Origin of the sequence: Croceicoccus hydrothermalis (genome assembly GCF_022378335.1) — a bacterium.
Lineage (GTDB): Bacteria > Pseudomonadota > Alphaproteobacteria > Sphingomonadales > Sphingomonadaceae > Croceicoccus > Croceicoccus hydrothermalis.
In genome coordinates this window covers 34054-60306 of sequence record NZ_JAIQCI010000023.1, presented here as the reverse complement: position 1 = coordinate 60306, position 26253 = coordinate 34054, and the positions used below count along the sequence as shown (strand labels likewise).

Here is a 26253-nt window from a genome sequence, read left to right as displayed (position 1 = left end):
ACCGTTGCGCTCACACGTTCATGTCCGCCATCTGCATCGCCGCAACCGTCATCTTCTGGCTGCCGCAATGAGTCCTGAGCCTAGTTCAGGGCCGGATGCCACCGCGTTTATCGATCAGCGATACCATTCGAACGCACAGAATCGTCTTTCGGCAAAACTCAGCATCCGCTTTTTACGCGGCGATCCGTTGGCGTATCGATTATGCGGGACAGAAGTGAAGTTCTGGGTCGGATGCAAATCGCTCTCCGATTTCATATAATCCGCTCCTTCCGTCGGAACGACGAACGCAAGTTGCACGCCCGGTTGTTCGTCCCGCGAATTTTTGCTGCTTCTCTTTGTACATAAGGCGCAGAGCGGCGGCAGTGTCCCTCTTTTCCTGACATGAATTTCGAGCATCGTGCCTTCGCAACGGGCGCCGCGCCGTAGTTATACAAGCTCGCCATTCGTGCGGACGTACATGGTCCGTCGAACAGTTTGCAGGCGATCTTTCGTCGGCGATTGGGACGCGCAATTCTGAACGCCGGAAAAGCTTGTCGTCTCAACAACAGCGAAATTTAAACGGAAAGAAACTCGGAACCCTCTGTCGCTTCGGCTCTTTTGAGGAAGCGACAGTTTGAACGGAGAGATCGAGTGCCCGCACCCAGGAATCATGCCGATTGCCGTATCAAGGAATTGGCCGATCTTCGGTTTGCCAATATCCAGACACAGAAGGTGCCGGGAAAGATCTCGACGAAAGCCAGCAACGCCAAGCTGCGCCCGAAACGCGAACGAGCGACGGACGTCGTCGCCAACCAGACCTCGATGCTCCGACCTTTTCGTACAGACTGCGCCGGGAATGAGACTGCGCATTGCATCGCAAAGGAAGGGTTGGTCAACGACGCCCAGCGTAATGCTGGCAACGAAACCATCGGTCCCGACAATGCATCAAAGTCGTCATTTCCGCCCACCGCCGACGATGACGAGGCAGACGGGAATATGAGCGACCTTGCGAAACCCAGTGTCCGGCTCGCCGCCTGAGGATGATGTCTGTTCGAAACTGCATCGCGCCTTCGGCCATCCGACACGGAAAAGCGCCCATCGAACCGCGGCCATCGACGATGCGCTGTCTCATCGATGAGGTGCTGCAAGCCGAACCATTTTCCGGTCGCGCACGCCTGTGTGCGATGGCGGACACGATAACCGGTTTCGAGCACGCATTTGTCGTCACGGTACCTGCCCGCAACGAGGCGGATTATGGGCCCCGGTGCATGAAAAGCGTCGCCGAAGCCATTCGCCAGGCCGACAGGCGCGGAGCCGTCGTAGTGGTCGTCCACGACAGCGCAGACCGTTCGTTCGACCTTATCGCGGCTGCCCTCGCGGTCGAGCGGATCGAGGCGCTGATCGTCGAAGTGTCTTTCGACGCCGACATCAGAAACGCACCTCATGCGCGCAGGCTCGCCCTTGATCTCGCCGCGCGGATTTGCCCGGTGGGCGCCCTCCTCACAACCGATGCCGATACGACGGTTTCCCCGCAATGGTGCCGGCGCATGCTGGCGCCGATCTCGACCGGCTACGATCTCGTGTGCGAGGACATGCATCTCGACGACAGCGAACTGGCGCAATTGCCGGTCATGGTGCGGCAGGTCGGCGAGGCGGAGAGAGCCTTGTTCGATGCGAGCAACGCCCTGTGGCTCCGCTGGACAGGGGGCGCACACGGTGTATTCGCGCATCGCCCGTCCGGCGCGAGCATGGCCATTCGCAGCGCGATTTACGCAAGACTTGGTGGCCTGCCGCTCCCCACCGTCGGGGAGGACATGGCATTGTGCGAGGCCGCGCTCGGTGCGCAGTGCGCGGTCCTGACCTTGTCCGATTGCGGCACGCGAACTTCGGCCCGGATCGCGGGGCGGGCCGATGGGGGGTGCGGCGCCGCGCTGAAAGATCGGGCAGGACACGATGATCCGTCCTGCGATGGGCGTCTGCTGAAAATCGAGGCGCTGCGCAGCCTTGCCGACAATGCGATCCACTCGCGCGGAATGCCCTTCGGCGAAGCCGCGCAAAATCGCCCGCAACCCTTGCGATATAGCGAGGTGCTGATCGAACTTGAAAAAGCGCTTCGGCTTCTGGCGTAGAAGCTATGATGTCGAACGCCCTTCTTGATCAGCTTCCGATTGCCACCATTCGCGGGCGGGCGCGGATTGCGGATCGCGGGCAAGGCGATCTCGGCCCGGACGTGGCGGCTCTGCATGCGGCGGGCTGGCTCAACGCCTGCCTCCCCGTACGGCATGGCGGCATGGGCTGGAGTTGCGAACCGGCGGGAAGCGCGCCGGCATTCGATGCGTTGCGATTGGCGGGGCGGGCCAACCTGTCGCTTGCCCGCCTGTTCGAAGGGCACATGAATGCCGTGAAACTCGTGTATCTGTACGCAAATGACGCGCTGAAGAGCGAAATCGCCGCAACGGTTGCCGGCGGCAGCCTGCTCGGCGTGTGGGGCGCCGACGTTCCCGACGACCCCGTGACGCGCAGCGGGGGATCGGAGGCGGTTTCCCTGAAAGGCATCAAGCAATTCGCATCGGGCCTCAACCTTGTCGAACAGGCCGTCATCGCCGTTCGGACGGACGAGGGGACCGAGCTATGGCTTGCCCCGACCGACGAGCGTGAAAGAGCGGACCCGGCGGCATGGACCATGGGCGGCATGCGCGCGACGCAATCGGGTCGTTACGACTTCACCGGCATCACGCTCGATCGGACCAGCCGCCTCGGTGTGCCGGACATCTATTTTACCGAACCATATTTCGAAGGCGGCATCTGGCGATATTGCGCGGCCCATCTCGGCGCGGCGGAGGGCATCTATGAAGCCATGCGCGACAGCCTGATGCGCGCAAACCGGGCCCATGATCCCCATCAGCAACGCCGGATCGCCGAATGCGCGATCGCACTGGAAACCATGCGACTATGGATAAGCCGCGCTGCCCGCGAAGTCGAAGCCGAAGGCGCGCCCGCGGGCAAGGCAGCGCTGTCGCTGCTCGCCCGCGATGTGACCGAGACGAATTGCCTGCTCGTCATGGATCGGGCAGAGCGCGCCCTCGGCACCGTAGCCTATATCGAGGGTTCGCTGATCGAGCGCAGTTGCAGGGATCTGCGTCTGTTCCTGCGTCAGGCCGCGCCCGACGCCAAACGCGCAAAGGCCGTCGCACAGCTTCTGGAAAGCAGCACTTTGGTCGAGGGGCTGTGAGCCTGCCGGATGCCGTTGCGGGAACCGTCTTGTCGAAAGCGCAGGCCGCCCCGTTCATCGCAATCGAAGAACTCGCGCCCGGGCCTTGCCTGTTGCTCGTCGTTCCACACCCTGATGACGAGACCTTAGGATGTGGCATGGCGCTGGCTGCTGCCGCGGCGCGCGGGACACGGATCGTCATCGTCCTCCTCACCGATGGCGAGGCATCGCACCCATCGTCCGTCCGCTTCGACCGTGACGCACTCGCGCGAGTGCGGCGGCGGGAACTGTCACAGGCGCTGGCGCATCTGTGTCCCGGCAAATCTGTTACCGTCCACCGGCTCGGCTTGCCGGACGGGACGAGCCGACCATCGGACATCGGACCGCACACCATGGAACGGGTCGTTACGCTGGCCGCGGCCGCCGGAGCGTCGGCGATCTGGACGACCTGGGCCGGCGATCCGCATTGCGATCATCAGACTGCCGCTGCCCTCTGCCGCCATGTGGCATTGCGTCTTGGCGTGCCCCATTTCGCGTTTCCCGTATGGGGTCGTTTCGGAAAATCGCATCCCCCCGCCCATCTTTTCCGGTTTCACGATACACGTTTCCTCGATTGCAAGCACGCGGCCGTTGCGTGCTATCGCTCGCAAACCGGCGAGCTGATTGCCGATGATCCGGGCGGCTTCATCATGCCCCCGGCCTTCCTCGATCATTTCGCGAACCATTCGGAGATTTTCATCCGTGAATACCCAGAATGACAAGCGAACCACGTTCGAAACGCTTTACGATAACCGCCCCGATCCGTGGAATGTCGAGACAAGCGAATATGAGCGCCACAAGCGTTCCGCGACGCTCGCCGCCCTTCCACGGGACCGCTTCGCGAATGTCCTCGATATCGGTTGTTCTATCGGCGTTCTTACCGCCCATCTTTCTGGGTTAGCGGATCGTCTCGTCGCGCTCGACGTTGCGCAGAACGCGCTCGATGCGGCGCGTGGACGCCTGGGCGACAGCCGCAGCGTAGAATTCGTACGGGGTGAAGTACCGCGCGACTGGCCGGCGGGGCGCTTTGATCTGATCGTGATGTCCGAGGTCTTGTACTTTCTTTCGGCCGAAGACGTTGCGCTTGCCGCGCGCATGGCATGGGGATGTCTTGAGGCCGGCGGAACCTGCCTGCTCGTAAACTGGATTGGGCCGAACGATCTGCCGGTCACCGGTCAACGCGCGGTCGAAATCTTTGCCGATGCCGCGGATTGGACGACTGACTTCGAACTGGTCGAGCCTCGATACCGTATCGACCGGCTTCGCAAGGGGCCCTCTATCGGGGAAAAGTAAGGAGATTGGACGGAAATTGTCCGTCGTTTTCAAATCCCTCTTTGTTTTGCAGGGCGCGCCCTTCTCCGCCGATCCTCCGGCATTGAAGGCCCGCTAGTGAGTGTGTCGGTCGACAAGATGACGTTCAGAGATCGAGGTCGTTTTGAAAGGAAACATGAACCGAGGTGTTTTTTTGTAACGCCCCTTTCGCCTCAAGCCGATCATGATTCAAAGGTATGCCTAGATCGGCAAACAAACGGACCTGTTCAAACCCGAAAATGCCGCCCACATCGCAATACAGGTAAGATGCGTCTGTTGTTTCTATCGTTGTCTGGCAACCTGTTCGGCCGTTACCATGCCGGCATTGTTGTCAAAGCTGCTGCGGAGATATGTCGCGAGATTTGCGATATCCTCGTCCGAAAGACGCTTCCCATAAGCTGGCATTTTTGTGCGATTGCTCGTGAATGGCGGCGGCGGCAATTCCGGCCCGTACAGAATGACGTTGATGAGCGTGGAGGGATCCTTCGCCTGTACAAGCGGGTTTTGCCGTAGCGACACGCCCAAATTTTCGGCACCGTTCCCGTCGGGAAGATGGCAGGTCCCGCAATGAACGGTGTAAACCCTTTCACCGCTTTGTATCCCCGACCGAAGCCATGACAAGTCCAGTCGTCGTGCGGCTGGTTCGACCTCGGACAGGTAGATTCCGATTGCAGCTGCATCCTTTTCTTCGAGGTTTTTCGTCGCCTCGAATACCTCACCCATCGGCCCATGGATCACCGTATGGCGGTTGCGACCTTCCTTCAGATAGAGCGCAATATCGGATGCGTCCCATTTTGCGAGGCCGTGCGGGCCGCCTGTAATATCCGCTGCCGCCCATTGCCGATAGGCGCCGTTTGCCACCTGATCGACATAAGTTCCCCCTTGCAGAGCCTTGCCCTCATTCAATCCGCCAAGGGCGTTGCGCGGCGTATGGCACGCACTGCAATGCAGGATACTTTCGACAAGATATCGACCGCGATCATGCGCCGTATTTTGCGGATTGCCGGGTGAAGCGGTCCCATCGTGGAAAAGCCGTTTCCAGAAATAGAGCAAATCGCGATGATTGAAAGGAAAGCGCATGGCATTGTCGCGGTTTTTGACGAATTGCGCCTCTACCGTGCGGAAATAGGCATAGAGCGACGCGATGTCGCGATCATCCATCTTCGCAAAATGCGTGTAGGGAAACGCGGGGTAAAGATGCTCGCCCCCGTCGCCGACGCCCTCTTTCATCGCGCGATAGAATTGCGCGAAGTCCCATGTCCCGATTCCATAGGTCGTATCGGGGGTGATATTCGTCGAATACAGCGTTCCGAAATCCGTCTTGAATTTGACGCCGCCGGCAAATTGCCGACCTCCCTTTGCGGTATGGCAAGCATTGCAGCTGCCGATGGAGGCGAGATACGCGCCCCGCTGTGCCGAATGATCGAGCGTGGCCAACGCAGGCACAGCCATCGGCGGATGGGGGCGAAAGAAGAATGCAGCGCCGCCTGCGACCGCGAGCACCAGGACCAAAAGGACGATTGCCGCGGATTTGCGCCCGATACGCCTCGGTCCAACAGGTTTCACTGCCTCATCCCCGCTCACATGCATCCCCTGAATTCTTGTCGAGCCTTGCCATGGGTCGCTTTGTGAGCGCGGATCATCACCGGCATCCCACCGCGCCTTGTCCCAGGTCGATCGATATTGGCCGGATCGCGATCCGGCACGCGGACCTGCCTATGTCAGGCAACAAGCTCGGTTATGGTCCGGTTGGTTTCCATGGCCTGATGCCCCCATCTTTCGACCTGCACCCCCATGGCCTGCTGCACGCTCAAGCCCAGACGTGCGATGGAATCGCCGTTTCCAGCCATGTGATAGCCGGTGCGCACGGCGCCGCCCGCATTGCCGGCGACCATCGCGGGAATGCCTTCGACCGCGTGGGATTTTGCAATCGAGCAATCCGAATGGGCAAGCACCAGGCAATTGTCGAGCAGCGTGCCGTCGCCCTCTGGAATCTTGTCGAGCTCGTCTAGAAACTCTTTCCATGCCACCATGCTGTCGGTCGCGAACAGGCTATGCTGCTTTTGAAAGCCAAGCTGGCGATCGACCGGCTCTTCGTGGGTCAAGGTATGGTGCGTCGCGGTTTCGCCCGGACGGCGCAGGTTCGACGTGGTGTCGGAAAACAGCATGTTGAAAACATTGGTCTGATTGGCCTGCAACGCCTTGGCCAGAAGCTGCGCCATCAGCCGGTGGGTTTCCATCACCGTGACCACATCCGATCCGTTTTCATAAGCACCGGGTTCGTCCGGACTGACGAAGTTTTCCACCGGCGTGGGTGCCTGCAATTGCAGGTCGAGCTGCTGTTCGATCTGGCGGATCGAGGTGAAATATTCGTCCAGCCTTTGCCGGTCGCTGCTACCGACCGTTTGCATCAGCTTGCGCCGCTCATCGCCGATGGACGACAGGACGCTCCTGCGGACCATCGTGCGCGTATCGGGTTCGAAATCGAGCGAGTTGGGGTCCTGAAACCCCTCACCGAAAATACGGCGATAGAGCGCCAGCGGCGAAGTCTCGCTCGGATTGGGGGAGCCGGCCGATTGATAGGAATAAGAGCGTTGCAGTCCGCAACTGCTCATTTCGAGCGAGCGAAACCGCGTGTCGCCGCCGATTTCCTGCCCGATCAGCACGTCGAGCGTCGGCGCCTTCACGTCGAGATCGGGCACCGGTATCCCGGTACGCAGCCCAAGGCACCCTGTAATATGCGGCTTGTTCGCAACCCCGTTCAGCTTGACATCATACCCCGAAAAGATCGCCAGCCTGTCCCTGTAGGGTTCGAGCGGCGCAAGATCCTCCGGCATGAGATATTCGCGCCCGGAGGAGGTGGGTATCCATTTTTCCGGGATGAAACCGCATCCCCAGATCCACGTCCCGAACCGCACTGGAATACGCTGTCCGGTCGCGGCCAGGGCCGTTCCGTTACCGTCGAGAAAACTGTCGAGGAAAGGCAAGGCCACACCGACGGCCCCGCCGCCCATGATGCCGCGCAACACGTTCCTGCGTGAAAACCTGGTCATGTGCTCTCTCCTTTGCGTGCCGGCCCTTCTGTCATTCTTGTGCGAGGCGCCTGTGCGGGTGCTGTAACGGTAAAGAAATTCTCGCTCATCGCGATCTTGCGCATCAAGTCCGGGACGCGATAACCATCGTCGGCAAAAGCTTCGATCAGCCAATCGAGATAATAACGCTCCCCCCATGTAATATCACGTCCGACCGCACTATTATACAACCGCTCGGCAACGCAGCGCGGCGTTTCGGGATGATTGTATAATGCTTCGGCAAGCCCGTCCGGACTATCGAACTGTGTTCCGTCGAGGAATCCTTCGGTATTAATGGTGGCACCGTTCTCCTGCGTGCGAAAGCCGCCCAGCCCGTCGAAATTCTCCATCGTCAGGCCGAGCGGGTCCATGACCTTGTGGCACCCCGCACAAGACGGTTCGGTGGCATGCATCTTCAGCCGGTCGCGCGCGGTCACCATCTGGACATTGGCGTTCTGTTCCACAGCGCTGAAATCGACATTGGGCGGAGGATCGGGCACATGCTGACACAGGAAAATTTCGCGCGCCGCATATCCGCGCAATGTCGGGACGAACGCCCCGGATGCGAGTGCAGAGCCAGAAACGAGATATGCGATTGGATGCCCGCGCGGTGGGCATTCTTTGCAAAGGTCACCGGCTGCCACTCGCTGCGCGGCGCAACGGGGGTGCGATAGATAACGCCGAGATCGCGGTTCAGGAATGTATCGCGCGTCGTGAACAGCTCCCGGTAATCGCCATCGCGGTCGATAAGATGTTCCGCAATGGTTCGCAGGGTCTGTTCCTGCGCGGCGTCGGCCACGTCCGAATTGAACGCCGGGAATATCTCCGGGTCTTTCGACAGGTCCGAGAACCGGTCGAATTGCAGCATGTCGCGAAAAAACGCGGTGACCGCCACGCGATAGCGCGGCGATTCCATCAATCGGGCCACTTGCCGTTCGACACCGGCGCTGTCGTTCAGCTCCCCATCCTCGGCCGCGCGCAGCAATTCGTCGTCCGGGGTCGAATTGGTGAGGAAATAGCTCAGCCGGGATGCCTTGGAAAATGCGTCCAGCTGCCGGGTCGGTCCCTCCCCCGGTTCCGCGCGTTCGATCCTGAACAGGAAATCGGGCGACACCAGCATGGTATAGAGGCCGAGCTCCAACCCTTCGTAAAATCCGCCCAGTCGCGCATGCGCCGTGCGCGCGATCGACACGAACCTGTCCAATTCACGGGGCGCCAGCGGACGGCGAAACAGCATGCGACCTTTCTGACCCAGAAATTCGCGCGCGCATTTCTCGTCGAAACGGGCCGGGTCCGCGGGGCGGCAGGACATGAACTGATTGCGGCGTTTTTTCGATGTGACGGAAGCGGCGATGGACTGTGCGGCGGCATCGTATTGCTCCACCGCGAAGGGCGACATTCCCGCCTCGCCCGTGCCGATCGCGATCAGCCCGTCTGCGCGCACCGGCCGTTCGAACCGTGCGGCGATTTCGATATCGTCTGCGAATATGTCGGCGATCGTTGCCCGGTACTGATCCTCCGTCAGGCGCCGCATCATGGCCGGGCCGCCGACCGGTTCCGGTTCGCCCGACCCCATGCCGGACGCAATCAGCACCAGCGCCAGCAAGCCGAGCACCAACGCCATCGCAACGCGCTTTCGATCGCGCAGCAGGGCGGTGGCATCGAACGCAGAGAGATATTGCCTCATGATGTCACCGCATCCCGATCCGCTTCGGCACTGTCGACGACGAAGGCGGGGCGCGCCTCGAACGTGTACTGGGTCGAGATCGAGGTGTATTTGCCGTTCCTGGGATGACCGTCGGCAAGGCTGTTGAGCGATTGATATATGCCGGGGCACGTATGGCCAAGCGCGCCCGCCGCCCCGTTGGCGGACCCGACACGCCGGCCCAAATCCGCCAGCGTGCCATCGGCATTCTTGCCATTACGATACCCGAACTGGTAATTGTAAAGCTCTTCCACCGGCGCATATCCGCCAAGGTAGCCTGCAAGCACGCCATCGGGCGAAAGCCTGGCCCGGATGACCGCATCGCGCAGCGGTCTTTCAAGGTGCATGGCATTCACCACATTGTGAAACCGCACATCGACCGGATCGGTATGAAGTACGCCATTGCGGATCCGCCCTGTCGTTCTGGCGACAAAACGTTCGTCCGGATCGAGCGCATAGGTCGCATATTCCAATGCCTCGCGCGATGGGCTGACGCGGATGGGGTCCGCATTCGCCGCGATGACGACCTCGACATGGTCATCGTTCGTCAGATCGCCGACATCGTCCAGCCTTACCAGAATGCCCCACGATCCGGTGTACATCTCCGTCTGAAAACCATTGGCCAGACCCGACGACTGATATCCCGTATTGCACCCCACGGCGCGCCGGAACTGATTGTCGATGCCCTCGGTCCCATCGGCGCCCCTGAAATCCAGCCGTCCGCTTTTTGCATCGGTCCGGGACCGCGATATTCGGCCATCGAGGTTCATCCCCTCGGCCGTGGCCGCGGCACTGCGCAGTATTCGCGTGTGCGGATCGAATGGCGCAAGTTCGGGGTGCAGGCAGTAATCCTCGCCGCTCGGCGACGACGATATTGCACGGCTTTCCTGCTTGATCCGCTGGCCATATGCCTCATCACTTTCGCCGGGACGCTTTTGCCCGGCTTGCGATCCGGCATAGATCTGTTCGGTCGTGAGCGTGACACCGCCGCCACATTGCGCCGTTCCCGCAGCGTCCGGCCCAAGCGCATAGGCAAAGCGCGTTACGACGAAGCCAGCCTTCCCATCGCGCAGGAACGATCCCACTTCGGCCGTGGCGCGGTCTGGCGATGCGAGCGCCAATATGGCGCCGCCCACCACGATCGCACCGCCAATCCCGTACAAAAGGATTTTTTTCATCCGCCCCGAAAGGCCGCCACGGTGATTTTCCATCGTTTTATCCTATCCCAAAATCGAACGTGCCGACCAAAGCGGAATAAGACAACCGATCATCCGGTATGAATTTGTATCAGAATGTTCGCGATCGATGTTTTGATTCAGAAGATAAACGCGCCCTATGGCTATGCTTCGCGCCACTATTGTCCGAGCAGGAACTGTCAGATTTCAATGCGGCGATGACGGATGGCGCGGCCGACAAGCTCCTCGTTGGCGCCGACGCCATACATATCGGCCGTGTCGAGCAGGGTGACGCCGCGATCAAGCGCGAGATCGATTGTCGCCAGCGCTTCTGTTTCGTCACTGGCCTCGTAAAATTCGTTCATCCCGATGCAGCCGAGGCCAAGTGCCGAAACTTCGAGCCCTTGGAACCCGAGCTGGACACCCGTAACAACCGTGATTTCGGCCGCATGATGATCCGTTCGGTGTTTGAAGAGGTCAGCGTCGGCATTTGATCGGGCTAACGGGCATTGCTGGGATGCCTTTTTGTAAGCCTTTCAGCCCTTTCTGGGGATTTCAGTCGCACCTATCCCGTGGCTGCGCACCGTTGATGGAAAATCAGGCGATCGAAGTTGTAGGCGAGGTTGGCCAGCGTGAGTTTTGCCTGCGCACGGGCAATGCCGATGGTGCGGATGAACAGGCCGTAGCGGTTTTTCTGGTGCGCGAAGACATGCTCGACGCGGACGCGGATTGCTGATTTTGCCGCATTGGCCCGCGCCATTTGCTCGGGCATCGGTCTGCCCTTGGGCTTACGGCGATGGATGCGGCTCTTAAGCATTTTGGCCTTGATCGTTGAGGAACATGAGGTCGAACATTTCCGGCGGTGACACATTGGCCGAAAAGCGGGACACCTCGACCTCATCGGGCGCCTTCTTCCATTCGATATCCGCAATTGCCGTCTGCGCATTGCCGAGAATGCCATCGTGCAGGAACGACACATGGCTGAGATCGAGCAGGTTCGAGATGATCAGCCGGTAGTCCACCCGCATATGCAGATGGTCGCGCGGGACGACCGCGAAATCGTTTGCCGGATCCAGGAAATGATAGTCGGGAATCAGGGCGGGATCGGGCGTTTCGTCCCCCATCCAGATCCACAACATGCTTGTCGCGCGCGACCAGCGGATAGCTGCGAACCTTGCAGGCCGAGGGGATACGATCCTCGTGCGGATTGGCGATGCATCGCCCGTCGTCGCCGAACCGCAATCCGTGATAGCCGCACATCACCCCCCTTGCGGAAGCAGCGTCCCACGATGAAGCGGTACGAAGCGATGGGGACAGATGTCGGACAAGGCCACCGCCTCCCCGTCCGGATTGCGGTAGAACACGAAGGGTTCGTCGAGCAAGGTTCGGGCGATCAGTTCGCCGGCGGGCAGATCGTCTTCCCACATCGCGCCGTACCAGCAGTTCCGTAAAAAAGGCATTCGATCCTCCTTTTCCATACGCACCGACACGGATCGCGCGTGTCATGCTCCCGCGTCGAAGCGATCCGATAGCAATTGGGCCAAGGGTGTGTTGCTATCGGCGAGCACGGATGGATCGACCGTGAGTTGCGCCTCGACCAGCTTGCGACCCTGCACATAATCTTTGGAGGCGTTGACGCAGTCGATCGCGACGGTTTTCCCATCTTTGAGATACACGACCGAAAATCGTCCCGTGGCCGGTTCACCGCGAAGCACCGAAGCGTCATAGCCGTGATTAAGGCCCACCGTTTGCAGCTTGAGATCATATTGGTTGGACCAGAACCACGGCGTCGCGCGATAAGGTTCGCGCTTACCGATAATTGCCCTTGCCGCGGTTATCGCCATGTCATTGGCGTTCTGTACGCTTTCCAGACGGATCATCGCACCATCTGCAAAACCATTCGCATGGCATGCGCAATCTCCGATCGCATACACATGGGGCAAGCTCGTCTCGCAAAACGGGTCCACTTCGACGCCGTTCGACACGCGCGCCCCCGCCTTGACCAGAGGGTCGACCACCGGAACGATACCGATGCCGACAATCGCAAGGTCGCATGAAATCACTTGCCCATCGTCGAGCTTCACACCGCCGATCCTGCCGTCCGCATTGCCTTGAAGGCAATCGACCGTCGTCCGGAGACGTATGTCGACGCCATGGGCGCGGTGCTCCCGTTCGATGCAGCGCGAAATATCATGCCCGGCAACCCGGGCCAGCACCCTGTCGAGCGTTTCGAGCAGGACGACCTCGTGCCCGAATTTCCGCAGGACGGCGGCCGCCTCAAGGCCGATATAGCCGCCGCCGATCACGACGACGCGTTTTGGCCCGTTTGCGAGTTCCGCCATGATCGCATCGACATCCGGCCGATCGCGAACCGCACGAACACCGGCAAGTTCGTTCCCGACGCACGAAAGGCGCCGTGCCTCTCCTCCCGCCGACCAGATGAGATCGCCATAGCCGATCCGGCGTCCGTCGATGAGGGTCACCACATTTGCATTCGGGTTCACATCCACGACTTCGCAGCCGGGCAGCAGATCGACCTTCTTTTGAAGCCAGAAAGCTTCGGGGCGGATCAGGATCCTTTCGAACGGCTTTTCCCGTGCGAGATAATCCTTCGACAGTGGGGGGCGTTCATATGGCGGCTCGACCCCCTTCCCGATCATGCCGATCGTACCGCCAAAACCCAGCTGCCGCAGCGCGATCGCGGCCTGCGCACCGCCATGCCCTGCCCCTACGATCAGGGCGTCGAAATGATCCATCGCTACATTATCCCCCGAGCTTGCAAACGCGAGGATCGACCGCGCGTTCGTTCGATGACAATCCGCCTGCCGAACACCGTGCGAAATCCCCTGCCGGTTGAGCCATGCCTTTTTCGGCTTTCTATTTGTTGAGGTTGATCACGGCGTTTGCGGAACTCGCCGTCGCGACCAGCTTTTGATCTGCGTCGAAGAGACGTGCGCTGGCGAAACAGACGGTGCGCCCCGCCTTGTCGAGCGTCGCCTCGGCATAAAGGTCGCCGACCATCGCCGGACGGACCATGTTCACGGTGAAAGTGATCGACGTACAGGTCTGACCCTGCCGCAATTTGGCGAGCACGGCGACCACCATGGCCGTATCGAGGCAGCTTGTCAGTGGCCCGCCGGCGGCTATCCCGTCTCCGCGCGACATCGCATCGGGCAAGGTGAAGCGCAACCTGACCGAGGCGTCGTAACCGTCGATCAGGCGCGCTCCGATGCTGGCAAATCCTGGATTCCTATCGAGAGCGACATCGCGGGCTCCCGACGCGAGAGCCTGCGCGATCTTCACCCGGTCGTCACTGTCTGAAAACGGTTGTGAGGCATGATCCTCTTCATTCGGGTGCAAACCGCTTTTCCGCTTTGCAGTGTGCGTCCTTCCCGCGCACTTCTTGCGGCCAGCAGATTTTGCCGCTCAGCCAATGCGACTGAGCGGCGGTCTTGTATTTTCCTCTGTAGGCGAAATGGCGGTCCGAATGGAAATGCCTGTCAAAGAAGGCGTGTACCGATGCGAAGATTTGGAGCGAATTCATCTTCCGCCTGCGTAGACGGCGCTTTCTGACAGGTCTTCACAAGAGTGCTCATTGTATCACTCTCGTCAAAAACTGTGGGGTCAGTTCGGTCCTGGGCTTCGTTTGCCTGACAGCTTTTGCATCGTCGAAATCACGCGGCCCGCGAGCCCCATCGATCGGCGCGATCCGGTGAGCTTGAGAACGGCTCCCTGCAGCGTGTCGCCCACGATGGTCTTTACCCCGCCCCTGCTGCCCGCAAGCTCGCTCTCGCGCCCCATCCGCGGGTCGACCGTGCAGCGCACGGGCATGTTCGTCATCAGGCGGCGAACGCATTGGTTCTCCCGGTCGCAGCGGACGATATCGTCGGCGCGACCCGAGGCGACCTTGTCGGCATATTCCGGATCCGCCAATAAAGGCCGCGCAAGCATGGTGAGGTCGCAATAGCCCTCTTCGATCGCGCGCGGCATCGGCCGGCTCATGCAGGCCCAGAATGAGGAGCGGTACGCCGAGCGCCCTGCGGAACGCGGCGGCGTCTCCATTGACGATCGCGTCGCCGTCCTTCACGCTCATGCTCTTGTCCATCGTTTCATAGCAACCCGGAGCTATGGCCACATAGTCCAGCCCAGCGCGCTCGATTTCGGCCGCAACTTCAGCATATCCCCCGGCCCCTTGCCCGCCCTCGACATATTCATCCGAGGTGATGCGCAGGCCGATCACGAAATCGAGGCCTGCTTGCGTGCGGATCTCCTAGACTATCTCGTACAGCAACCTGGCCCGATTGGCGACGTTTCCGCCATACATGTCCGTCCGCCAGTTCGTGCGCGGAGAGAGGAAGGACGCTGCGAAATAGCTCATATGCGCGGCAAGCTCGATGCCGTCCCATCCCGCGCGTTGCATTCGCAAGGCAGCCTCGATGGTCTTTGCGCTCAGCTCCGCGATCTGCGCGGCCGTCGCGGCATCAGGAACGGGTGTTCGCTTGCCGCCCGGAACATAGATTCCTCTGGGAAAGCGGTCTTTCGCGATGAAGACTTCCAGGGGACTGGCGGAAATATTCGGCCGTTCCCATATCGCTGTTGCCATCCGACCGAAGCCCAGCGTCAGTTCCGCGATGATGGGAACACCGCATGCATGAACGGCCTCACCCAATCGGCGAAGACCGGGAAGCGCTTCTTCGTTATCCATTCTCAGCACCGGACGGAATGGAGATTCGTCCCACCCCCGCGCCGTGGCGACCGATCCGCCGACGATGACAAGGCCAACGCCGCCGCGCGCCCTCTCCTCAAAGAACGCGACCGTCTGGTCGGTGAGGCGACCTTCCGCATCGGGTGCCGTGACCGCCATCGGCCCAAAAACCATACGGTTGGCGAGTTCGAGCGTATTGATTTTGAATGGTGCGAGCAATGGACTAAGATCGGAAATAACGATAACCCGTGGTTCATTTCACGGCATTGGTCCGACAAATCCGAATGTGTCATGCCGACAAACAGGTTGGAACGGTATCATGCTCAACAGCGCAACCATGCCTGATCGTGCCTGATCCGGTTGCCTCTTCCGGCTCGAAATTTTTGCCCAGCGACGCGCGAGCGGGCACCTTGTCGAACGTCCTTAAAACACACGCCCTTTTGCCCGTAACCTTGACGTCACCGTTGAGCCGCGCCTCCGTGGGAACGGCGTAGAGATCGTCAAACTCGTCCTTGATCGTGATGCCCGGTCCGATGCCCTCGGCGAAATTCTTGCTTCTGGTGCATCCCATGCCGATCGGAAGTTCGTCCGGTTGCAGATCGCGCCCTCTGAAGTCATCGTAGATCGTGACGCCGAACAGATCGTGCGGAGTGTTTTCGGGCGTCGGATCGCTTGCATGCTGTCCTATCACTCGGCAAGGCTCCAGCTCGTAATTGATGCTCCTGACGTGTCCTGCCATGGCACCATCGCTTCGTGAGCTACCGCCATCGACCCCGCCTTGTGCGTATGAGAACAAATCCGTTCGATTGAATCGGGCGAAGGCCGACCGGTTTTTCTGGTCCAACCCTTATGGTGGCCATGCAATATCCCCAATCGCTATCGCAGCCTCATCACCGTGCGCGGTCATGACATTTTCGGCATGGTCAGTGAGGAACGATTCCAGAGACAAGGCAGTCCGCCGGGGAAATCAGTTACCGCATAGCGGCGTCCTGCGTCGCGCTTGCCGGCAAAGTAAAGCGGCGCAGAACGCGCAATATCTACGACGCGACCTCGATCCGGCTCCACAACAATTGACCGGGCGACTTCATCGTCGGGCGTGTCCAGCGCAATCCTTCCAGACTTCATTTCAAACCAGCCTCCGCGACACCTTATTATACGATTCGTATCGTATTTGTTTGCGTAGGAGTGTCGATTGCCATTGTCGGGTTGAGCTGATGCCGCTTCCAATGGCGGGGCAAGTGGCAGTAGCTGTCATTCAGAAGCAGACTGCTCTCCGTTTTGCAAAGTCCGCCCCCGGGCCATTCTTACCATGAGATGTTGCCGTTAAGCGAGCGCACTTGAGCGGCGGTTCTTGTAAGTTTCTCAATCAACGATGTCTCGTTCGGGATTGACGGGGTTGCGAAAGGTTGCGTGACCGAGGCGAACTTCTGTCGCGACTTCATTTGCCTGAAGCGCAGCATTGCTCGTTCCCTTCGATGGAATAGTCGAGGTACCATTGCTATTTTCGAAAACCGCGCATCCGATGCATGCGCTGGCGGCGCATGTTGGCCGCGAACATCGGACCAAAGCTGTTCCACCATAACCGCGCCGTCTCATGGCAGATATCAATGCCGCGCTCCGACTGTAGATTTTCGACGTTTCGTAAAGGAAGCGGGAAACGAACGCACATCATAACGACCCGTCGAATCACCTCCATCGAAGAATGGAAACACCGAACGGGTTTCCTGGTTTTCCGGCTCGGGGCATTCGCTTTCCCCCACCCTGCGCCGCGGCTTTCGTCACATGTACCATCCTTCTTACAGCGCCGGAGGATCGGACCCTTGGCGAATTTCTAAATGCCAGACTCGCCCATTGAACCGAAGTCTTTCGTATTTTCCTGTTGCGCCGCAACATCGTTTCAATTAGACAATGGTTATCGGATTCGCCCAACGTCGGGCGCAATCATTTTCGATATGATCAAACAATTTGCTGGCAACGGTGCCGCTCGACCGATCCATGGGGATCATGCGTCTGAGCGGCTTTTTTGCGTTTGCCTTTCACACCGGGAGGTCGGGAATGCGCATGGTTCGGATAGTCGGTTCGCCGACAGACTTAGGGAACGGTCGTCCTGCGTGATGGCGGATGACGGCATCTGGAGCGACTACGGATCGGTCTGGCTCGCTGGCGCCGGACCGGGCGATCCCGATCTGCTGACGCGTAAAGCGGAGCGCCTTTTGCAATCGGCCGACGTCGTGTTCCACGACGCGTTGGTTGGCATCGGCGTCCTCGATCTCATCCCCGCAAGTGTCGAACGCATTTCGGTCGGCAAGCGCTCTGGTCGGCATTCGAAAGATCAGCGTTCCATTGACCAGATGATCGTCGATGCTGCCTTGGCCGGCAAAAAAGTAGTTCGGCTCAAGGGCGGCGACCCGTCGATCTTCGGGCGCGCAACCGAGGAGCTGGCGGCATGCCGGGCGGCAGGCATTGCGGTCCGGATTTGCCCCGGCGTCACGGCAGCAAGCGCGGCAGCGGCCGATCTTGGTGTGTCGCTGACGCTGCGGGGCCTTGCACGAAGGCTGACCTTCGTGACGGCGCATGTCGTGCGCGGCGCAGTGCCGGATGTCGATTGGGCGGCACTGGCCGACCGGCAGGCAACACTGGCGGTCTATATGGGCAAGGCGGCGGCGGCTCATGTCTCGGCCGGGCTGATCGGTGCCGGCCTGCCGCCCGATACGCCGGTGGCGCTGGTGGAAAATGCCAGCCTGCCCGAACGGCTGACTTTCCTGACGCGGCTGGATCTTCTGCCGCTGGCCGCGAAATCGGCGCTGCGCGACGGGCCGGCTGTCATTCTGATCGGAGAGGCGCTGCGCGGCGCATGCCCGGTCGATCAATCCCCTTTGGGCGAGGTGCTTCATGCCGGCAACTGATATCACAACCGAGCGGGCAAATTGCTTCATCAAGGCGGCCGAGATCTGGTTGCCGGACGATGGCGTTTTGACGCTCGCCATGGCCGATCACGGTTCTGCGCATGGTTTCGCCGATGTGACGGCGCGCACGACCTTCGCCAAGGCAGAGGGCTTGCCGGGCAAGGCTTGGGAACAAGGCAGCCCGATCGTTCTGACAGATTTGAACGCGGCGAATTTCGTCCGGCACGAGGCCGCGCGGGAAGCGGGAATGACCTGCGCGATTGCGGTTCCGATCTTTGCCGGAAACGCGTTGAAGGCCGTCCTCGTCATCTTCTGCGGCGATGGTGAGAAGGCGGTGGGCGCGATCGAGCTATGGGGCGAGCGGGACGCGCGCCTTCGCCTTGAAGCGGGATATTACGGCTCCGCCACCGATTTCGAGAGTGTTTCCCAGGACGTAGTCTTTGCACGCGGACACGGCCTGCCCGGCGGCGTATGGTCGGCCGACATGCCCGTCCTCATGCGGGAGATCGGCACATCGCACGCCTTTGTCCGCAGCGAGGTGGCGCAGCAGGCGGGGCTCGATACAGGGCTCGGCATACCCTTGACGGGACCCGGCGGCGAAAACCGCGTCGTCACCCTATTGTCGGGTGGCGACACGCCCCTCGCCCGCCGTTTCGAAATCTGGGACGCGCGGGAAGAGCGGGTGGGTCCGCATCGACGCGCCGTCCGTCTTGACGGAATCTGCGAGCGAGAAGGCCCTCTCTGGCCAAAGCAGAATCCGCCGGTCGATATCGTTACCATCAATGCCTGGCAGGGTCCCGTGGGACAGGTGCTCGGCACCGGGGTTCCGCATATCGTCAACGACGGGGTCGGCCTGCCCGCAGGCTATCGCAGCATGGTCGCTCTGCCCGTGTATCGCGCAGAGACCCTCGCCTTCATCACCGCCTGGTATCTGTAAAGGAGAGCACGGCATGGAAAAACTGGTCGTCATCGGCGCAGGAATGGCTTCGGGCCGGGTGCTGGAGCATCTGTTCGAAGCGGACGCGCCCTATGAAGTCACGCTGTTCAACGCCGAGCCGCGCGGCAACTACAACCGCATCATGCTCTCCCCCGTCCTATCGGGAGAGAAAAGCTTTGCCGAGATCGTCACCCATGACGCGGCCTGGTATGAACGGCACGGCGTTACCTGCCGGTTTGGCGAAAAGGTTACGGCGATCGACCGGGCCCGCAAGGTCGTGATCGGCGCGAATGGCGACGTGCCTTACGACAAGCTGATCATCGCGACCGGCTCCGCCCCGTTCATCATCCCCCTGCCCGGGCACGATCTGCCGGGCGTGGTTGCCTATCGCGATTTGGAAGATACCAACGCGATGATCGAAGCGTCGGCAAAACCCGGTGCAAAGGCCGTGGTGATCGGCGGCGGTCTGCTGGGGCTGGAGGCGGCAGCGGGCTTGCGCCTGCGGGGGATGGACGTGACCGTCCTCCATCTGATGGGTCATCTCATGGAACGCCAGCTCGACGAGGCGGCGGGTTACCTGCTCAAGAAGGATCTCGAGAAGCGCGGCATCGAGGTGCTGCTCAAGGCATCGACCAAGGCGATCGAGGGCGATGGCAAGGTCGAACGGGTCGTGCTCGAAGATGGTACCGTGCTCGATGCGGACATCGTGTGCATGGCGGTGGGCATTCGTCCGGCCGGACAGATCGGCGCGGATGCAGGGCTGAGTTGCGGAAAGGCGATTACCGTCGATGCGCAGATGCGGACCTCCGATCCCGATATCTTCGCCGTGGGCGAATGCGTCGAGTTCGAGGGCAATCTCTTCGGTCTTGTCGCGCCGCTCTATGATCAGGCGCGGGTGCTGGCTCGGACGCTGATGGGGCAAGACGATGCGTTTGCCATGCGCGAACTTTCGACCAAGCTGAAGGTGACCGGCTGCGATCTGTTCAGCGCGGGCGAATTTGCAGAAGGAGAGGGACGCGAGGATATCGTGTTCCGCGATCCGGCGCGCGGGATCTATAAACGGCTGGTGATCGAGGATGATCGCCTGGTCGGCGCGGTCATGTATGGCGACACGGCGGACGGCAACTGGTTTTTCGGCCTCATCAAGGATCAGACCAATATCGACGATATGCGCGACACGCTGATTTATGGCCCCGCATTCCAGGGGGCTGGCGGTGCCGGCGCGGACCCTCTGGCAGCCGTTGCAGCATTGCCGCCTGAAGCGGAGATCTGCGGCTGCAACGGCGTATGCAAGGGACAGATCGTGGATGCCATCGGGGCGGGAGCGGACACGCTCGAAGGCTTGCGCGCCGAGACCAAGGCGTCGGCCAGTTGCGGCACGTGCACCGGCCTTGTCGAACAATTGCTCGCCGTGACGCTGGGCGACAGTTTCGACGCGGGCGGCGCCAAGCCGGTCTGTGGCTGCACCGATCTGACGCATGAGGACGTTCGCCGCCTGATCAAGGCGCGCAAGCTGCGCAGTCAGCCGGCCGTGTGGCAGGAGCTGGGCTGGAAGACGGTCAATGGCTGCCCCACCTGCCGCCCCGCGGTCAATTTCTACCTGCTCGCGGAATGGCCACTCGATTATCAGGACGATGCCCAATCGCGCTTCGTCAACGAACGCAATCACGCCAATATTCAGAAGGACGGCACCTATTCCGTAATGCCGCGCATGTGGGGCGGGATGACCACCCCGGACGAACTGCTGGCGATTGCGGCGGCGGCGAAGAAATACGATGCCGCGGTGAAGGTGACGGGCGGTCAAAGGATCGACCTCTTGGGCGTGAAGAAGGAAGACCTGCCCGCCATCTGGGCTGATCTCAATGCGGCGGGCATGGTTTCGGGCCACGCCTACTCCAAGGGGCTGCGGACGGTGAAGACCTGTGTGGGCACCGACTGGTGCCGGTTCGGAACGCAGGATTCCACCGGCCTCGGCATCAAGCTGGAGAAGAAGCTGTGGGGATCGTGGACACCGCACAAGGTGAAGCTGGGCGTGTCGGGATGCCCCCGCAATTGCGCCGAGGCGACGTGCAAGGACGTGGGCGTGGTTTGCGTCGATTCCGGCTATCAGATCGGCGTTGCGGGTGCAGCGGGCATGGATGTGCGCGAGACGCAGCGGCTCGTGGATGTGGCGACAGAGGACGAGGCGATCGAATGGACCGCCGCCTTCGTCCAGCTTTACCGCGAGCACGCCAAATATCTCGACCGGCCGTACAAGTGGGTCGACAAGGTCGGGCTGGACTGGGTGAAGGAGGTCCTTTCCGACCCGGCCGAGCGCGCCGCGCTGAACGAACGTTTTGAACTGTCGCAGTCCGTCTATCGCAAGGACCCCTGGGCCGAACGGGCAGCCGAGCCGGAAGCGGTCAAATTCCAGCCCCTTGCCGATCTCACGATGGAGCCTGCCGAATGAACTGGACCGATGTAGGCGCGCTGAGCGATATCCCCTTGCGCGGTGCGCGCATGGTGAAAACGGCGAAAGGCTGCGTCGCGATTTTCCGCACCGACGAGGAGGAGCTGTTCGCCACGTCCAACAGCTGTGCGCACAAGCAGGGCCCGCTGGCCGAAGGAATCGTGCACGGGCGCAAGGTGACCTGCCCGCTTCACAGCTGGACCTATTCGCTCGAAACAGGGGAAGCACAGGGCGCCGATGCGGGCAGCATCGCCACCTATCCCGTGCGGACCGAAGCAGGGCGGGTCTTGCTGGACGTGAGCACGCTGGCGCAGAAAGCCCCCGCCTGATGGTTTCTTGCGAGGCCGGAGAGGTTCGATCGACCTGCCCCTATTGCGGGGTCGGATGCGGCGTCTTGCTCAAGCCCGATGGGCAAGGCGGATTGTCGGTACGCGGCGACCCGGACCATCCGAACAATCGCGGGCGGTTGTGTTCAAAGGGCGCGGCGCTGGGCGAGACGGTGGGCCTCGCCGAGCGGCAGCTGGTTCCGCAGCTCGACGGGCAGGACGCACAATGGGACGCCGCGCTGGACCTTGTCGCCCGTCGTTTTTTGGAGGTGCGGGCCGAACACGGGCCGGACGCCACCGCGTTCTACGTGTCCGGGCAATTGCTCACCGAAGATTATTACGTCGCCAACAAGCTGATGAAGGGTTTCATCGGCAGCGCGAATATTGACACCAATTCGCGACTCTGCATGGCTTCTACCGTGGCCGGCCACAAGCGCGCCTTCGGCACCGACACCGTGCCGGGCATCTACGAGGATCTGGAAGAGGCGGACCTGGTGGTGCTGGTCGGCTCCAATCTCGCGTGGTGCCATCCGGTACTCTACCAGAGAATTGCCGCCGCGCGCCAGGCGCGCCCGCATATGAAGCTCGTCGTGATCGACCCGCGCCGTACCCCGACCTGCGACGATGCCGATCTGCATCTGCCGCTCGCCATCGGCAGCGACGTGGCGTTGTTCAACGGCCTGCTCGCCGAAATCGCCCGCCGCGGCGCCGTCGATGACACCTATGTCGATGCCCATACCCGCGGGTTCGACGAGGCTCTGGCCGCTGCCATGGCGGACAACCCGGCAACGACCGGCCTGTCTGGCGACGACATTACCGCCTTTTTCGATCTGTGGATCGGCACGCAAAAAACGGTCACCCTATTCAGCCAGGGGGTCAATCAATCCTCATCCGGCACCGACAAGGTCAATGCGATCATCAATTGTCATCTGGCGACCGGGCGGATCGGACGTCCCGGCATGGGGCCGTTTTCGATCACGGGACAACCCAATGCCATGGGCGGGCGCGAAGTCGGCGGTCTTGCCAACACGCTTGCCTGTCACATGGATCTGTCCAATTCCCGGCATCGGCAGGCGGTCGGCGAATTCTGGGGCACGCGATCTCTTCCGAAGGACGCCGGCCTGAAAGCCATCGACATGTTCGATGCCGTCGCCGACGGCCGGATCAAGGCTCTTTGGATCGTCCATTCGAACCCTGCGGTGACCATGCCCGATGCCGACCGGATCCGGCGGGCCATCGCCGACTGTCCGTTCGTGGTCGTCTCCGACATAACGCTGCGAACCGATACCGCGCGATTGGCCGACGTTTTCCTGCCGGCTGCGGCATGGGGGGAAAAATCCGGCACGGTCACCAATTCGGACCGCACGATCAGCCGGCAACGGGCGGCGCTTCCCATGCCCGGCAGCACGCGGCCCGACTGGCAAATCATGGCCGAGATCGGCCGGCGAATGGGCTGGCAAAAAGCATTCGCGTGGAATGGTCCACACGAGATTTTCGCCGAATACGCCCGTCTGTCGGCGATCGCGGGGGGCATGGCGCTCGATTTCGATATCTCTGCGATGGCGGACATGGATGCTTCCGCCTACGACCGGATGGCTCCCACGCGCTGGCCACAAGGCGCGAGCGGCGCGATCGATCGCTTCTTTGCGGACGGTCAATTCTTCCACGCGGACAAACGCGCGCGGATCGTCGCGGTGCGCTATCGCCCGCCTGCGATTGCCGCCTCGTACGATCGGCCGTTCCGGCTGAACACAGGGCGCCTGCGTGACCAGTGGCACACCATGACCCGCACCGCGCTGTCGCCCCGGCTTTCGGCGCATCTGCCCGAACCATTCGTGGATGTGCACAGCGAGGACGTCGAACGGCTCGGCCTGAAGCCTGCCGATCTGGTGCGCCTCTCGAACGATTACGGCAGCGCCATCCTGCGCCTTCGTCAGAGTGACGAGGTGCAACCCGGCACGCTTTTCGCGCCGATGCACTGGACGGGGGAAAACGCGCCCGCGTCTAGGATCGATGCGCTGGTCGCGTCGGTCACCGATCCTCTCTCGGGCCAGCCGGAAACGAAGGCGGCCACGGTGCGTGCCGACAGGTTCGATGCGCGCTGGCATGGTTTCGCAATCGCGCAGAAGCGCTTCACGCCCGATTGCGAATATTGGGCCCGGGCGCGCACGGGCGCGGGCTACAGGGCCGAGCTTGCCGGTCTGAAAAAACCGGAAAAATGGGAAGACTGGGCGCGACGCCTGTTCGACCTTCCCGATGCCGACGCGCAGATCATGGAGGATGCGGCACGCGGCTCGTGCAGGATCGGGTTCCTCGATGGCGAGATCCTTCTCGCCGCGCTTTATGTGGCGCGAAAGCCGATCGCATTGATGCGCGATTTCCTCGTCGGGCTGCCGGGCAGCGAGGCGAGCTGGGCGCTTGCGGGAAAGGCGCGCGGCGACGTACCCGATCCCGGACCGCTCGTTTGTTCATGCTTCTCGATCGGACGAAACACCATCGCGCGCGCCGTGGAAGCGGAAAAGTTGCTCAGCGTCGATGCCATCGGAGCGGCGACGTCGGCGGGCACCAATTGCGGATCGTGCAAGGCGGAATTGCGGCAGATCCTTTCGCAGTTCGTCCTAACCGAACCGGCCGAATAGCAGCACCGCCATCACCATCGACACGAGCGTCGCGATCAGGGCCCAGTTGCGCCACATCGCCTTCGACCCGCGTTCGATCAGCGGAACGAATTCGGTGGGACGCAAGGAACTGCTGCATGCCTCGCGCAACTCGCCGACAAATTCCGACATGGCCTGTTGCCGGTCGCATGGCTCGGACGACAGAGTCCTGGCGAGGACCGTGCCAACCGCAGGGGACATGTCGGGTCGCAACCGGGCGAATTCAGACCTCGTCCTTTCGCGCTGCGAAATGAGCGGCTTGCCACTCGCTTCGCGATCGAAAGGGACGGCGCCGGTCAGCATTTCCCAACAGATCACTGCAATCGAAAACAGGTCGGAGAGGTTTTGCGCCGCCTCCCCTGCGAGCACTTCGGGCGCGATATAGTTCAACGAACCCTCTGGCCATTGCGCGATTTCCGCCGATCGAAGGTCGGCGAATCCGGCAACCTGGACGGAACCGAAATCGATGATCTTCGCCGTACCATCCCGCGTCACGATGATATTCTCCGGCTTCAGATCGCGGTGGACCATCTCCATCCGGTGGAACACCCGCACCGCCGAAACGATCGACGCGACGAGCGGAAGGATGTCGTCGCACGCCGGCACTGGCTGATCGTTCATCCAGTGCCGCAGCGTCCGCCCTTCGACATGTTCCGCGACGAAATAGAGGAAACGGGTGTCCTGTGCGGGAAGCACCTGCATGACCTGCGCGTTACGAATTCGGCGCCCAACCCATTGTTCGACGGCAAAACCTTCAAGATAGCGCAAATCGTCGGCGAAATTGACAGATGGCGCCTTGAGCACATAGCGCCCCTCACGATCCGGATGCTCAACCAGATAGACATGGCTGCGTGCCGAACTGTGGAGCACCTCCACCACGCGCCAGTCGTCGAGGCGATTGCCGATTGCGAGCACAGGCGGAATAGCCCGGCGCGTCAGCCGGCCATGCGCCTCCGACAGCGTTTCTGAAGGCAGCCCTTCGATGCGCACCAGAATGCAAGAAACATTGTCCGTGCTGCCGGCCTTCAGCGCGGCATCGCACAGGCCGGATGCGGCGCGTTCCAGCTCCGCCCGGTCACGCGGCGCCGCCTCGCCCAGCATATCTTCAATGGCATCATGGGAAAGCGAACCGTGGACGCCGTCGCTGGTGAGAATAAACAGATCGTCCGCGCGCATCGGTTCCTGCCGGTAATCGACGCGCACGTTCGCATCGATACCCAGCGCCCTGGTCAAGACGTCGGCCCCGCCAAGATAGGGGGCGGTGTGATCTTCGGTCAGCAGGGCGAGCCGGCCGCCCCGGAGGCGATAGCAGCGCGTGTCCCCCACATGCACGATATGCGCCGTGGTCGAGCGCGCCACTATGCCGGTGAACGTGGTTGCGAAGCCTTCGCTATCGGCATTGCCGGAGCGGTTCTGCGAATGGAACCAGCTGCTGAGTGACGCGAGCAGGCGGGCAGCGCAATTCTGGACCGTCCAGCTTTCGGGCGCGTCATAATAATCGCGCGTGAATTGCAGGACGGCGAGCTGCGCCGCGCGATCGGCGTTGCGCGCACTCGACAGGCCGTCCGCAATACAGGCCACGATACCCTTGAAGTGCCGCTGTGCATCCCCGTCCGGCACTTTTCCGGCGATCGCGTCGTCGTTCCGAACCTTTGAACCGGCGGCACTGTAACCGCCGATGACGGCGCGCAAAGTCTGCGAGGGGAACTGGTCCGGCATTGCCGACAGGTCTGTGCTGGCCAAACTGCGTTCCCTCTCGCAATCGTTGCATTATGCGCGAAA

The 26253-nt window shown here is 61.3% G+C and carries 27 protein-coding genes and 1 pseudogene; 11 read left to right on the top strand and 17 right to left on the bottom strand.

Features of this window, described 5'->3' with window-relative positions; genetic code table 11:
- From K4G67_RS13605 to K4G67_RS13580, 6 genes are all read left to right on the top strand, one after another.
- A partial coding sequence (locus K4G67_RS13605) for a hypothetical protein (RefSeq protein ID WP_239806904.1) occupies positions 1 to 259 on the top strand: 259 nt, incomplete at its 5' end.
- Between the two features lie 413 nt (positions 260 to 672).
- Positions 673 to 1017 (top strand): hypothetical protein, encoded by a 345-nt coding sequence (locus tag K4G67_RS13600; protein WP_239806903.1) that lies wholly within the window; start codon positions 673 to 675, stop codon positions 1015 to 1017.
- A gap of 80 nt (positions 1018 to 1097) precedes the next feature.
- Positions 1098 to 2108, top strand: coding sequence for a glycosyltransferase (locus K4G67_RS13595; RefSeq protein WP_239806902.1), 1011 nt, complete (start codon positions 1098 to 1100; stop codon positions 2106 to 2108).
- A 5-nt stretch (positions 2109 to 2113) separates the two neighbouring features.
- The gene (locus K4G67_RS13590) at positions 2114 to 3211 is read left to right on the top strand and encodes an acyl-CoA dehydrogenase family protein (protein WP_239806901.1); all 1098 of its coding nucleotides are present in this window, start codon (positions 2114 to 2116) and stop codon (positions 3209 to 3211) included.
- Positions 3208 to 3948, top strand: a complete 741-nt coding sequence (locus K4G67_RS13585) for a PIG-L deacetylase family protein (protein ID WP_338026438.1) — start codon at positions 3208 to 3210, stop codon at positions 3946 to 3948. The genes K4G67_RS13590 and K4G67_RS13585 overlap by 4 nt, the downstream gene beginning before the upstream one ends.
- Complete coding sequence (locus K4G67_RS13580; protein WP_239806899.1) at positions 3932 to 4522, top strand: class I SAM-dependent DNA methyltransferase; 591 nt, start codon at positions 3932 to 3934, stop codon at positions 4520 to 4522. Before K4G67_RS13585 ends, K4G67_RS13580 begins: the two co-directional genes overlap by 17 nt.
- 300 nt (positions 4523 to 4822) lie before the next feature.
- Here the strand turns inward: K4G67_RS13580 and K4G67_RS13575 are convergent, their stop codons facing one another.
- The 16 genes and pseudogenes from K4G67_RS13575 to K4G67_RS17790 all read right to left on the bottom strand — a co-directional run.
- Positions 4823 to 5992: a c-type cytochrome gene (locus tag K4G67_RS13575; protein WP_239806898.1), complete on the bottom strand. Its 1170-nt coding sequence runs from the start codon at positions 5990 to 5992 to the stop codon at positions 4823 to 4825.
- Between the two features lie 269 nt (positions 5993 to 6261).
- Complete coding sequence (locus tag K4G67_RS13570; RefSeq protein ID WP_239806897.1) at positions 6262 to 7593, bottom strand: DUF1552 domain-containing protein; 1332 nt, start codon at positions 7591 to 7593, stop codon at positions 6262 to 6264.
- Positions 7590 to 8111, bottom strand: a complete 522-nt coding sequence (locus K4G67_RS13565) for a DUF1588 domain-containing protein (protein ID WP_239806896.1) — start codon at positions 8109 to 8111, stop codon at positions 7590 to 7592. Before K4G67_RS13565 ends, K4G67_RS13570 begins: the two co-directional genes overlap by 4 nt.
- Positions 8045 to 9298, bottom strand: coding sequence for a DUF1592 domain-containing protein (locus tag K4G67_RS13560; protein ID WP_239806895.1), 1254 nt, complete (start codon positions 9296 to 9298; stop codon positions 8045 to 8047). Before K4G67_RS13560 ends, K4G67_RS13565 begins: the two co-directional genes overlap by 67 nt.
- Entirely contained in the window at positions 9295 to 10527 is a 1233-nt protein-coding gene (locus K4G67_RS13555; RefSeq protein WP_239806894.1) for a hypothetical protein, read from the bottom strand. The genes K4G67_RS13560 and K4G67_RS13555 overlap by 4 nt, the downstream gene beginning before the upstream one ends.
- 164 nt (positions 10528 to 10691) lie before the next feature.
- Entirely contained in the window at positions 10692 to 10856 is a 165-nt protein-coding gene (locus K4G67_RS13550) for an aldo/keto reductase (RefSeq protein WP_239806893.1), read from the bottom strand.
- Between the two features lie 200 nt (positions 10857 to 11056).
- A complete protein-coding gene (locus K4G67_RS13545; RefSeq protein ID WP_275588888.1) occupies positions 11057 to 11308 on the bottom strand; it encodes a transposase in 252 nt (83 codons plus the stop codon).
- A complete protein-coding gene (locus K4G67_RS13540; RefSeq protein ID WP_239806891.1) occupies positions 11301 to 11630 on the bottom strand; it encodes a hypothetical protein in 330 nt (109 codons plus the stop codon). The genes K4G67_RS13545 and K4G67_RS13540 overlap by 8 nt, the downstream gene beginning before the upstream one ends.
- A 120-nt stretch (positions 11631 to 11750) precedes the next feature.
- Positions 11751 to 11951: a Rieske 2Fe-2S domain-containing protein gene (locus tag K4G67_RS13535; protein WP_239806890.1), complete on the bottom strand. Its 201-nt coding sequence runs from the start codon at positions 11949 to 11951 to the stop codon at positions 11751 to 11753.
- 42 nt (positions 11952 to 11993) lie between these two features.
- Positions 11994 to 13247 (bottom strand): NAD(P)/FAD-dependent oxidoreductase, encoded by a 1254-nt coding sequence (locus tag K4G67_RS13530; RefSeq protein ID WP_239806889.1) that lies wholly within the window; start codon positions 13245 to 13247, stop codon positions 11994 to 11996.
- 121 nt (positions 13248 to 13368) lie between these two features.
- Positions 13369 to 13851 (bottom strand): PaaI family thioesterase, encoded by a 483-nt coding sequence (locus tag K4G67_RS13525; protein ID WP_239806888.1) that lies wholly within the window; start codon positions 13849 to 13851, stop codon positions 13369 to 13371.
- Between the two features lie 264 nt (positions 13852 to 14115).
- The gene (locus K4G67_RS13520) at positions 14116 to 14553 is read right to left on the bottom strand and encodes a hypothetical protein (RefSeq protein ID WP_239806887.1); all 438 of its coding nucleotides are present in this window, start codon (positions 14551 to 14553) and stop codon (positions 14116 to 14118) included.
- A 208-nt stretch (positions 14554 to 14761) separates the two neighbouring features.
- Positions 14762 to 15415 carry an oxidoreductase gene (locus K4G67_RS13515; protein ID WP_239806886.1) on the bottom strand — a complete coding sequence of 218 codons (654 nt, stop codon included), beginning with the start codon at positions 15413 to 15415 and terminating at the stop codon, positions 14762 to 14764.
- A 70-nt stretch (positions 15416 to 15485) separates the two neighbouring features.
- Entirely contained in the window at positions 15486 to 16040 is a 555-nt protein-coding gene (locus K4G67_RS13510) for a fumarylacetoacetate hydrolase family protein (RefSeq protein ID WP_239806885.1), read from the bottom strand.
- A 59-nt stretch (positions 16041 to 16099) separates the two neighbouring features.
- Complete coding sequence (locus tag K4G67_RS13505; protein WP_239806884.1) at positions 16100 to 16321, bottom strand: hypothetical protein; 222 nt, start codon at positions 16319 to 16321, stop codon at positions 16100 to 16102.
- A 376-nt stretch (positions 16322 to 16697) separates the two neighbouring features.
- A pseudogene (locus tag K4G67_RS17790) lies at positions 16698 to 16892 on the bottom strand (IS6 family transposase); the annotation flags it as partial.
- A gap of 418 nt (positions 16893 to 17310) precedes the next feature.
- Between K4G67_RS17790 and cobA the strand changes: the two are divergent.
- The 5 genes from cobA to K4G67_RS13480 are packed head-to-tail and all read left to right on the top strand — an operon-like array spanning position 17311 to position 24453.
- Complete coding sequence (cobA, locus tag K4G67_RS13500; RefSeq protein ID WP_239806906.1) at positions 17311 to 18102, top strand: uroporphyrinogen-III C-methyltransferase; 792 nt, start codon at positions 17311 to 17313, stop codon at positions 18100 to 18102.
- Positions 18089 to 19039: a GAF domain-containing protein gene (locus K4G67_RS13495; protein WP_239806883.1), complete on the top strand. Its 951-nt coding sequence runs from the start codon at positions 18089 to 18091 to the stop codon at positions 19037 to 19039. The genes cobA and K4G67_RS13495 overlap by 14 nt, the downstream gene beginning before the upstream one ends.
- A 13-nt stretch (positions 19040 to 19052) precedes the next feature.
- Complete coding sequence (gene nirB, locus K4G67_RS13490) at positions 19053 to 21488, top strand: nitrite reductase large subunit NirB (RefSeq protein ID WP_239806882.1); 2436 nt, start codon at positions 19053 to 19055, stop codon at positions 21486 to 21488.
- Positions 21485 to 21817, top strand: coding sequence for a nitrite reductase small subunit NirD (gene nirD / locus K4G67_RS13485; protein WP_239806881.1), 333 nt, complete (start codon positions 21485 to 21487; stop codon positions 21815 to 21817). The genes nirB and nirD overlap by 4 nt, the downstream gene beginning before the upstream one ends.
- Positions 21817 to 24453 (top strand): nitrate reductase, encoded by a 2637-nt coding sequence (locus K4G67_RS13480; protein ID WP_239806880.1) that lies wholly within the window; start codon positions 21817 to 21819, stop codon positions 24451 to 24453. Before nirD ends, K4G67_RS13480 begins: the two co-directional genes overlap by 1 nt.
- Here the strand turns inward: K4G67_RS13480 and K4G67_RS13475 are convergent.
- Positions 24433 to 26214, bottom strand: a complete 1782-nt coding sequence (locus tag K4G67_RS13475) for a bifunctional protein-serine/threonine kinase/phosphatase (RefSeq protein WP_239806879.1) — start codon at positions 26212 to 26214, stop codon at positions 24433 to 24435. The two genes, K4G67_RS13480 and K4G67_RS13475, sit on opposite strands and share 21 nt — an antisense overlap.
- Positions 26215 to 26253: the final 39 nt, after the last annotated feature.

Excerpts from the sequence above, each read along its gene's own strand:
- K4G67_RS13595 (WP_239806902.1), top strand. The coding sequence starts at position 1,098 with ATGCGCTGTCTCATCGATGAGGTGCTGCAAGCCGAACCATTTTCCGGT.
- K4G67_RS13590 (WP_239806901.1), top strand. The coding sequence starts at position 2,114 with ATGATGTCGAACGCCCTTCTTGATCAGCTTCCGATTGCCACCATTCGC.
- K4G67_RS13575 (WP_239806898.1), bottom strand. The coding sequence starts at position 5,992 with ATGGCTGTGCCTGCGTTGGCCACGCTCGATCATTCGGCACAGCGGGGC.
- K4G67_RS13570 (WP_239806897.1), bottom strand. The coding sequence starts at position 7,593 with ATGACCAGGTTTTCACGCAGGAACGTGTTGCGCGGCATCATGGGCGGC.
- K4G67_RS13560 (WP_239806895.1), bottom strand. The coding sequence starts at position 9,298 with ATGAGGCAATATCTCTCTGCGTTCGATGCCACCGCCCTGCTGCGCGAT.
- K4G67_RS13555 (WP_239806894.1), bottom strand. The coding sequence starts at position 10,527 with ATGGAAAATCACCGTGGCGGCCTTTCGGGGCGGATGAAAAAAATCCTT.
- K4G67_RS13550 (WP_239806893.1), bottom strand. The coding sequence starts at position 10,856 with ATGAACGAATTTTACGAGGCCAGTGACGAAACAGAAGCGCTGGCGACA.
- K4G67_RS13545 (WP_275588888.1), bottom strand. The coding sequence starts at position 11,308 with ATGCTTAAGAGCCGCATCCATCGCCGTAAGCCCAAGGGCAGACCGATG.
- K4G67_RS13540 (WP_239806891.1), bottom strand. The coding sequence starts at position 11,630 with ATGTTGTGGATCTGGATGGGGGACGAAACGCCCGATCCCGCCCTGATT.
- K4G67_RS13535 (WP_239806890.1), bottom strand. The coding sequence starts at position 11,951 with ATGCCTTTTTTACGGAACTGCTGGTACGGCGCGATGTGGGAAGACGAT.
- K4G67_RS13530 (WP_239806889.1), bottom strand. The coding sequence starts at position 13,247 with ATGGATCATTTCGACGCCCTGATCGTAGGGGCAGGGCATGGCGGTGCG.
- K4G67_RS13520 (WP_239806887.1), bottom strand. The coding sequence starts at position 14,553 with ATGGAGACGCCGCCGCGTTCCGCAGGGCGCTCGGCGTACCGCTCCTCA.
- K4G67_RS13505 (WP_239806884.1), bottom strand. The coding sequence starts at position 16,321 with ATGAAGTCTGGAAGGATTGCGCTGGACACGCCCGACGATGAAGTCGCC.
- cobA (WP_239806906.1), top strand. The coding sequence starts at position 17,311 with ATGGCGGATGACGGCATCTGGAGCGACTACGGATCGGTCTGGCTCGCT.
- K4G67_RS13495 (WP_239806883.1), top strand. The coding sequence starts at position 18,089 with ATGCCGGCAACTGATATCACAACCGAGCGGGCAAATTGCTTCATCAAG.
- nirB (WP_239806882.1), top strand. The coding sequence starts at position 19,053 with ATGGAAAAACTGGTCGTCATCGGCGCAGGAATGGCTTCGGGCCGGGTG.
- nirD (WP_239806881.1), top strand. The coding sequence starts at position 21,485 with ATGAACTGGACCGATGTAGGCGCGCTGAGCGATATCCCCTTGCGCGGT.
- K4G67_RS13480 (WP_239806880.1), top strand. The coding sequence starts at position 21,817 with ATGGTTTCTTGCGAGGCCGGAGAGGTTCGATCGACCTGCCCCTATTGC.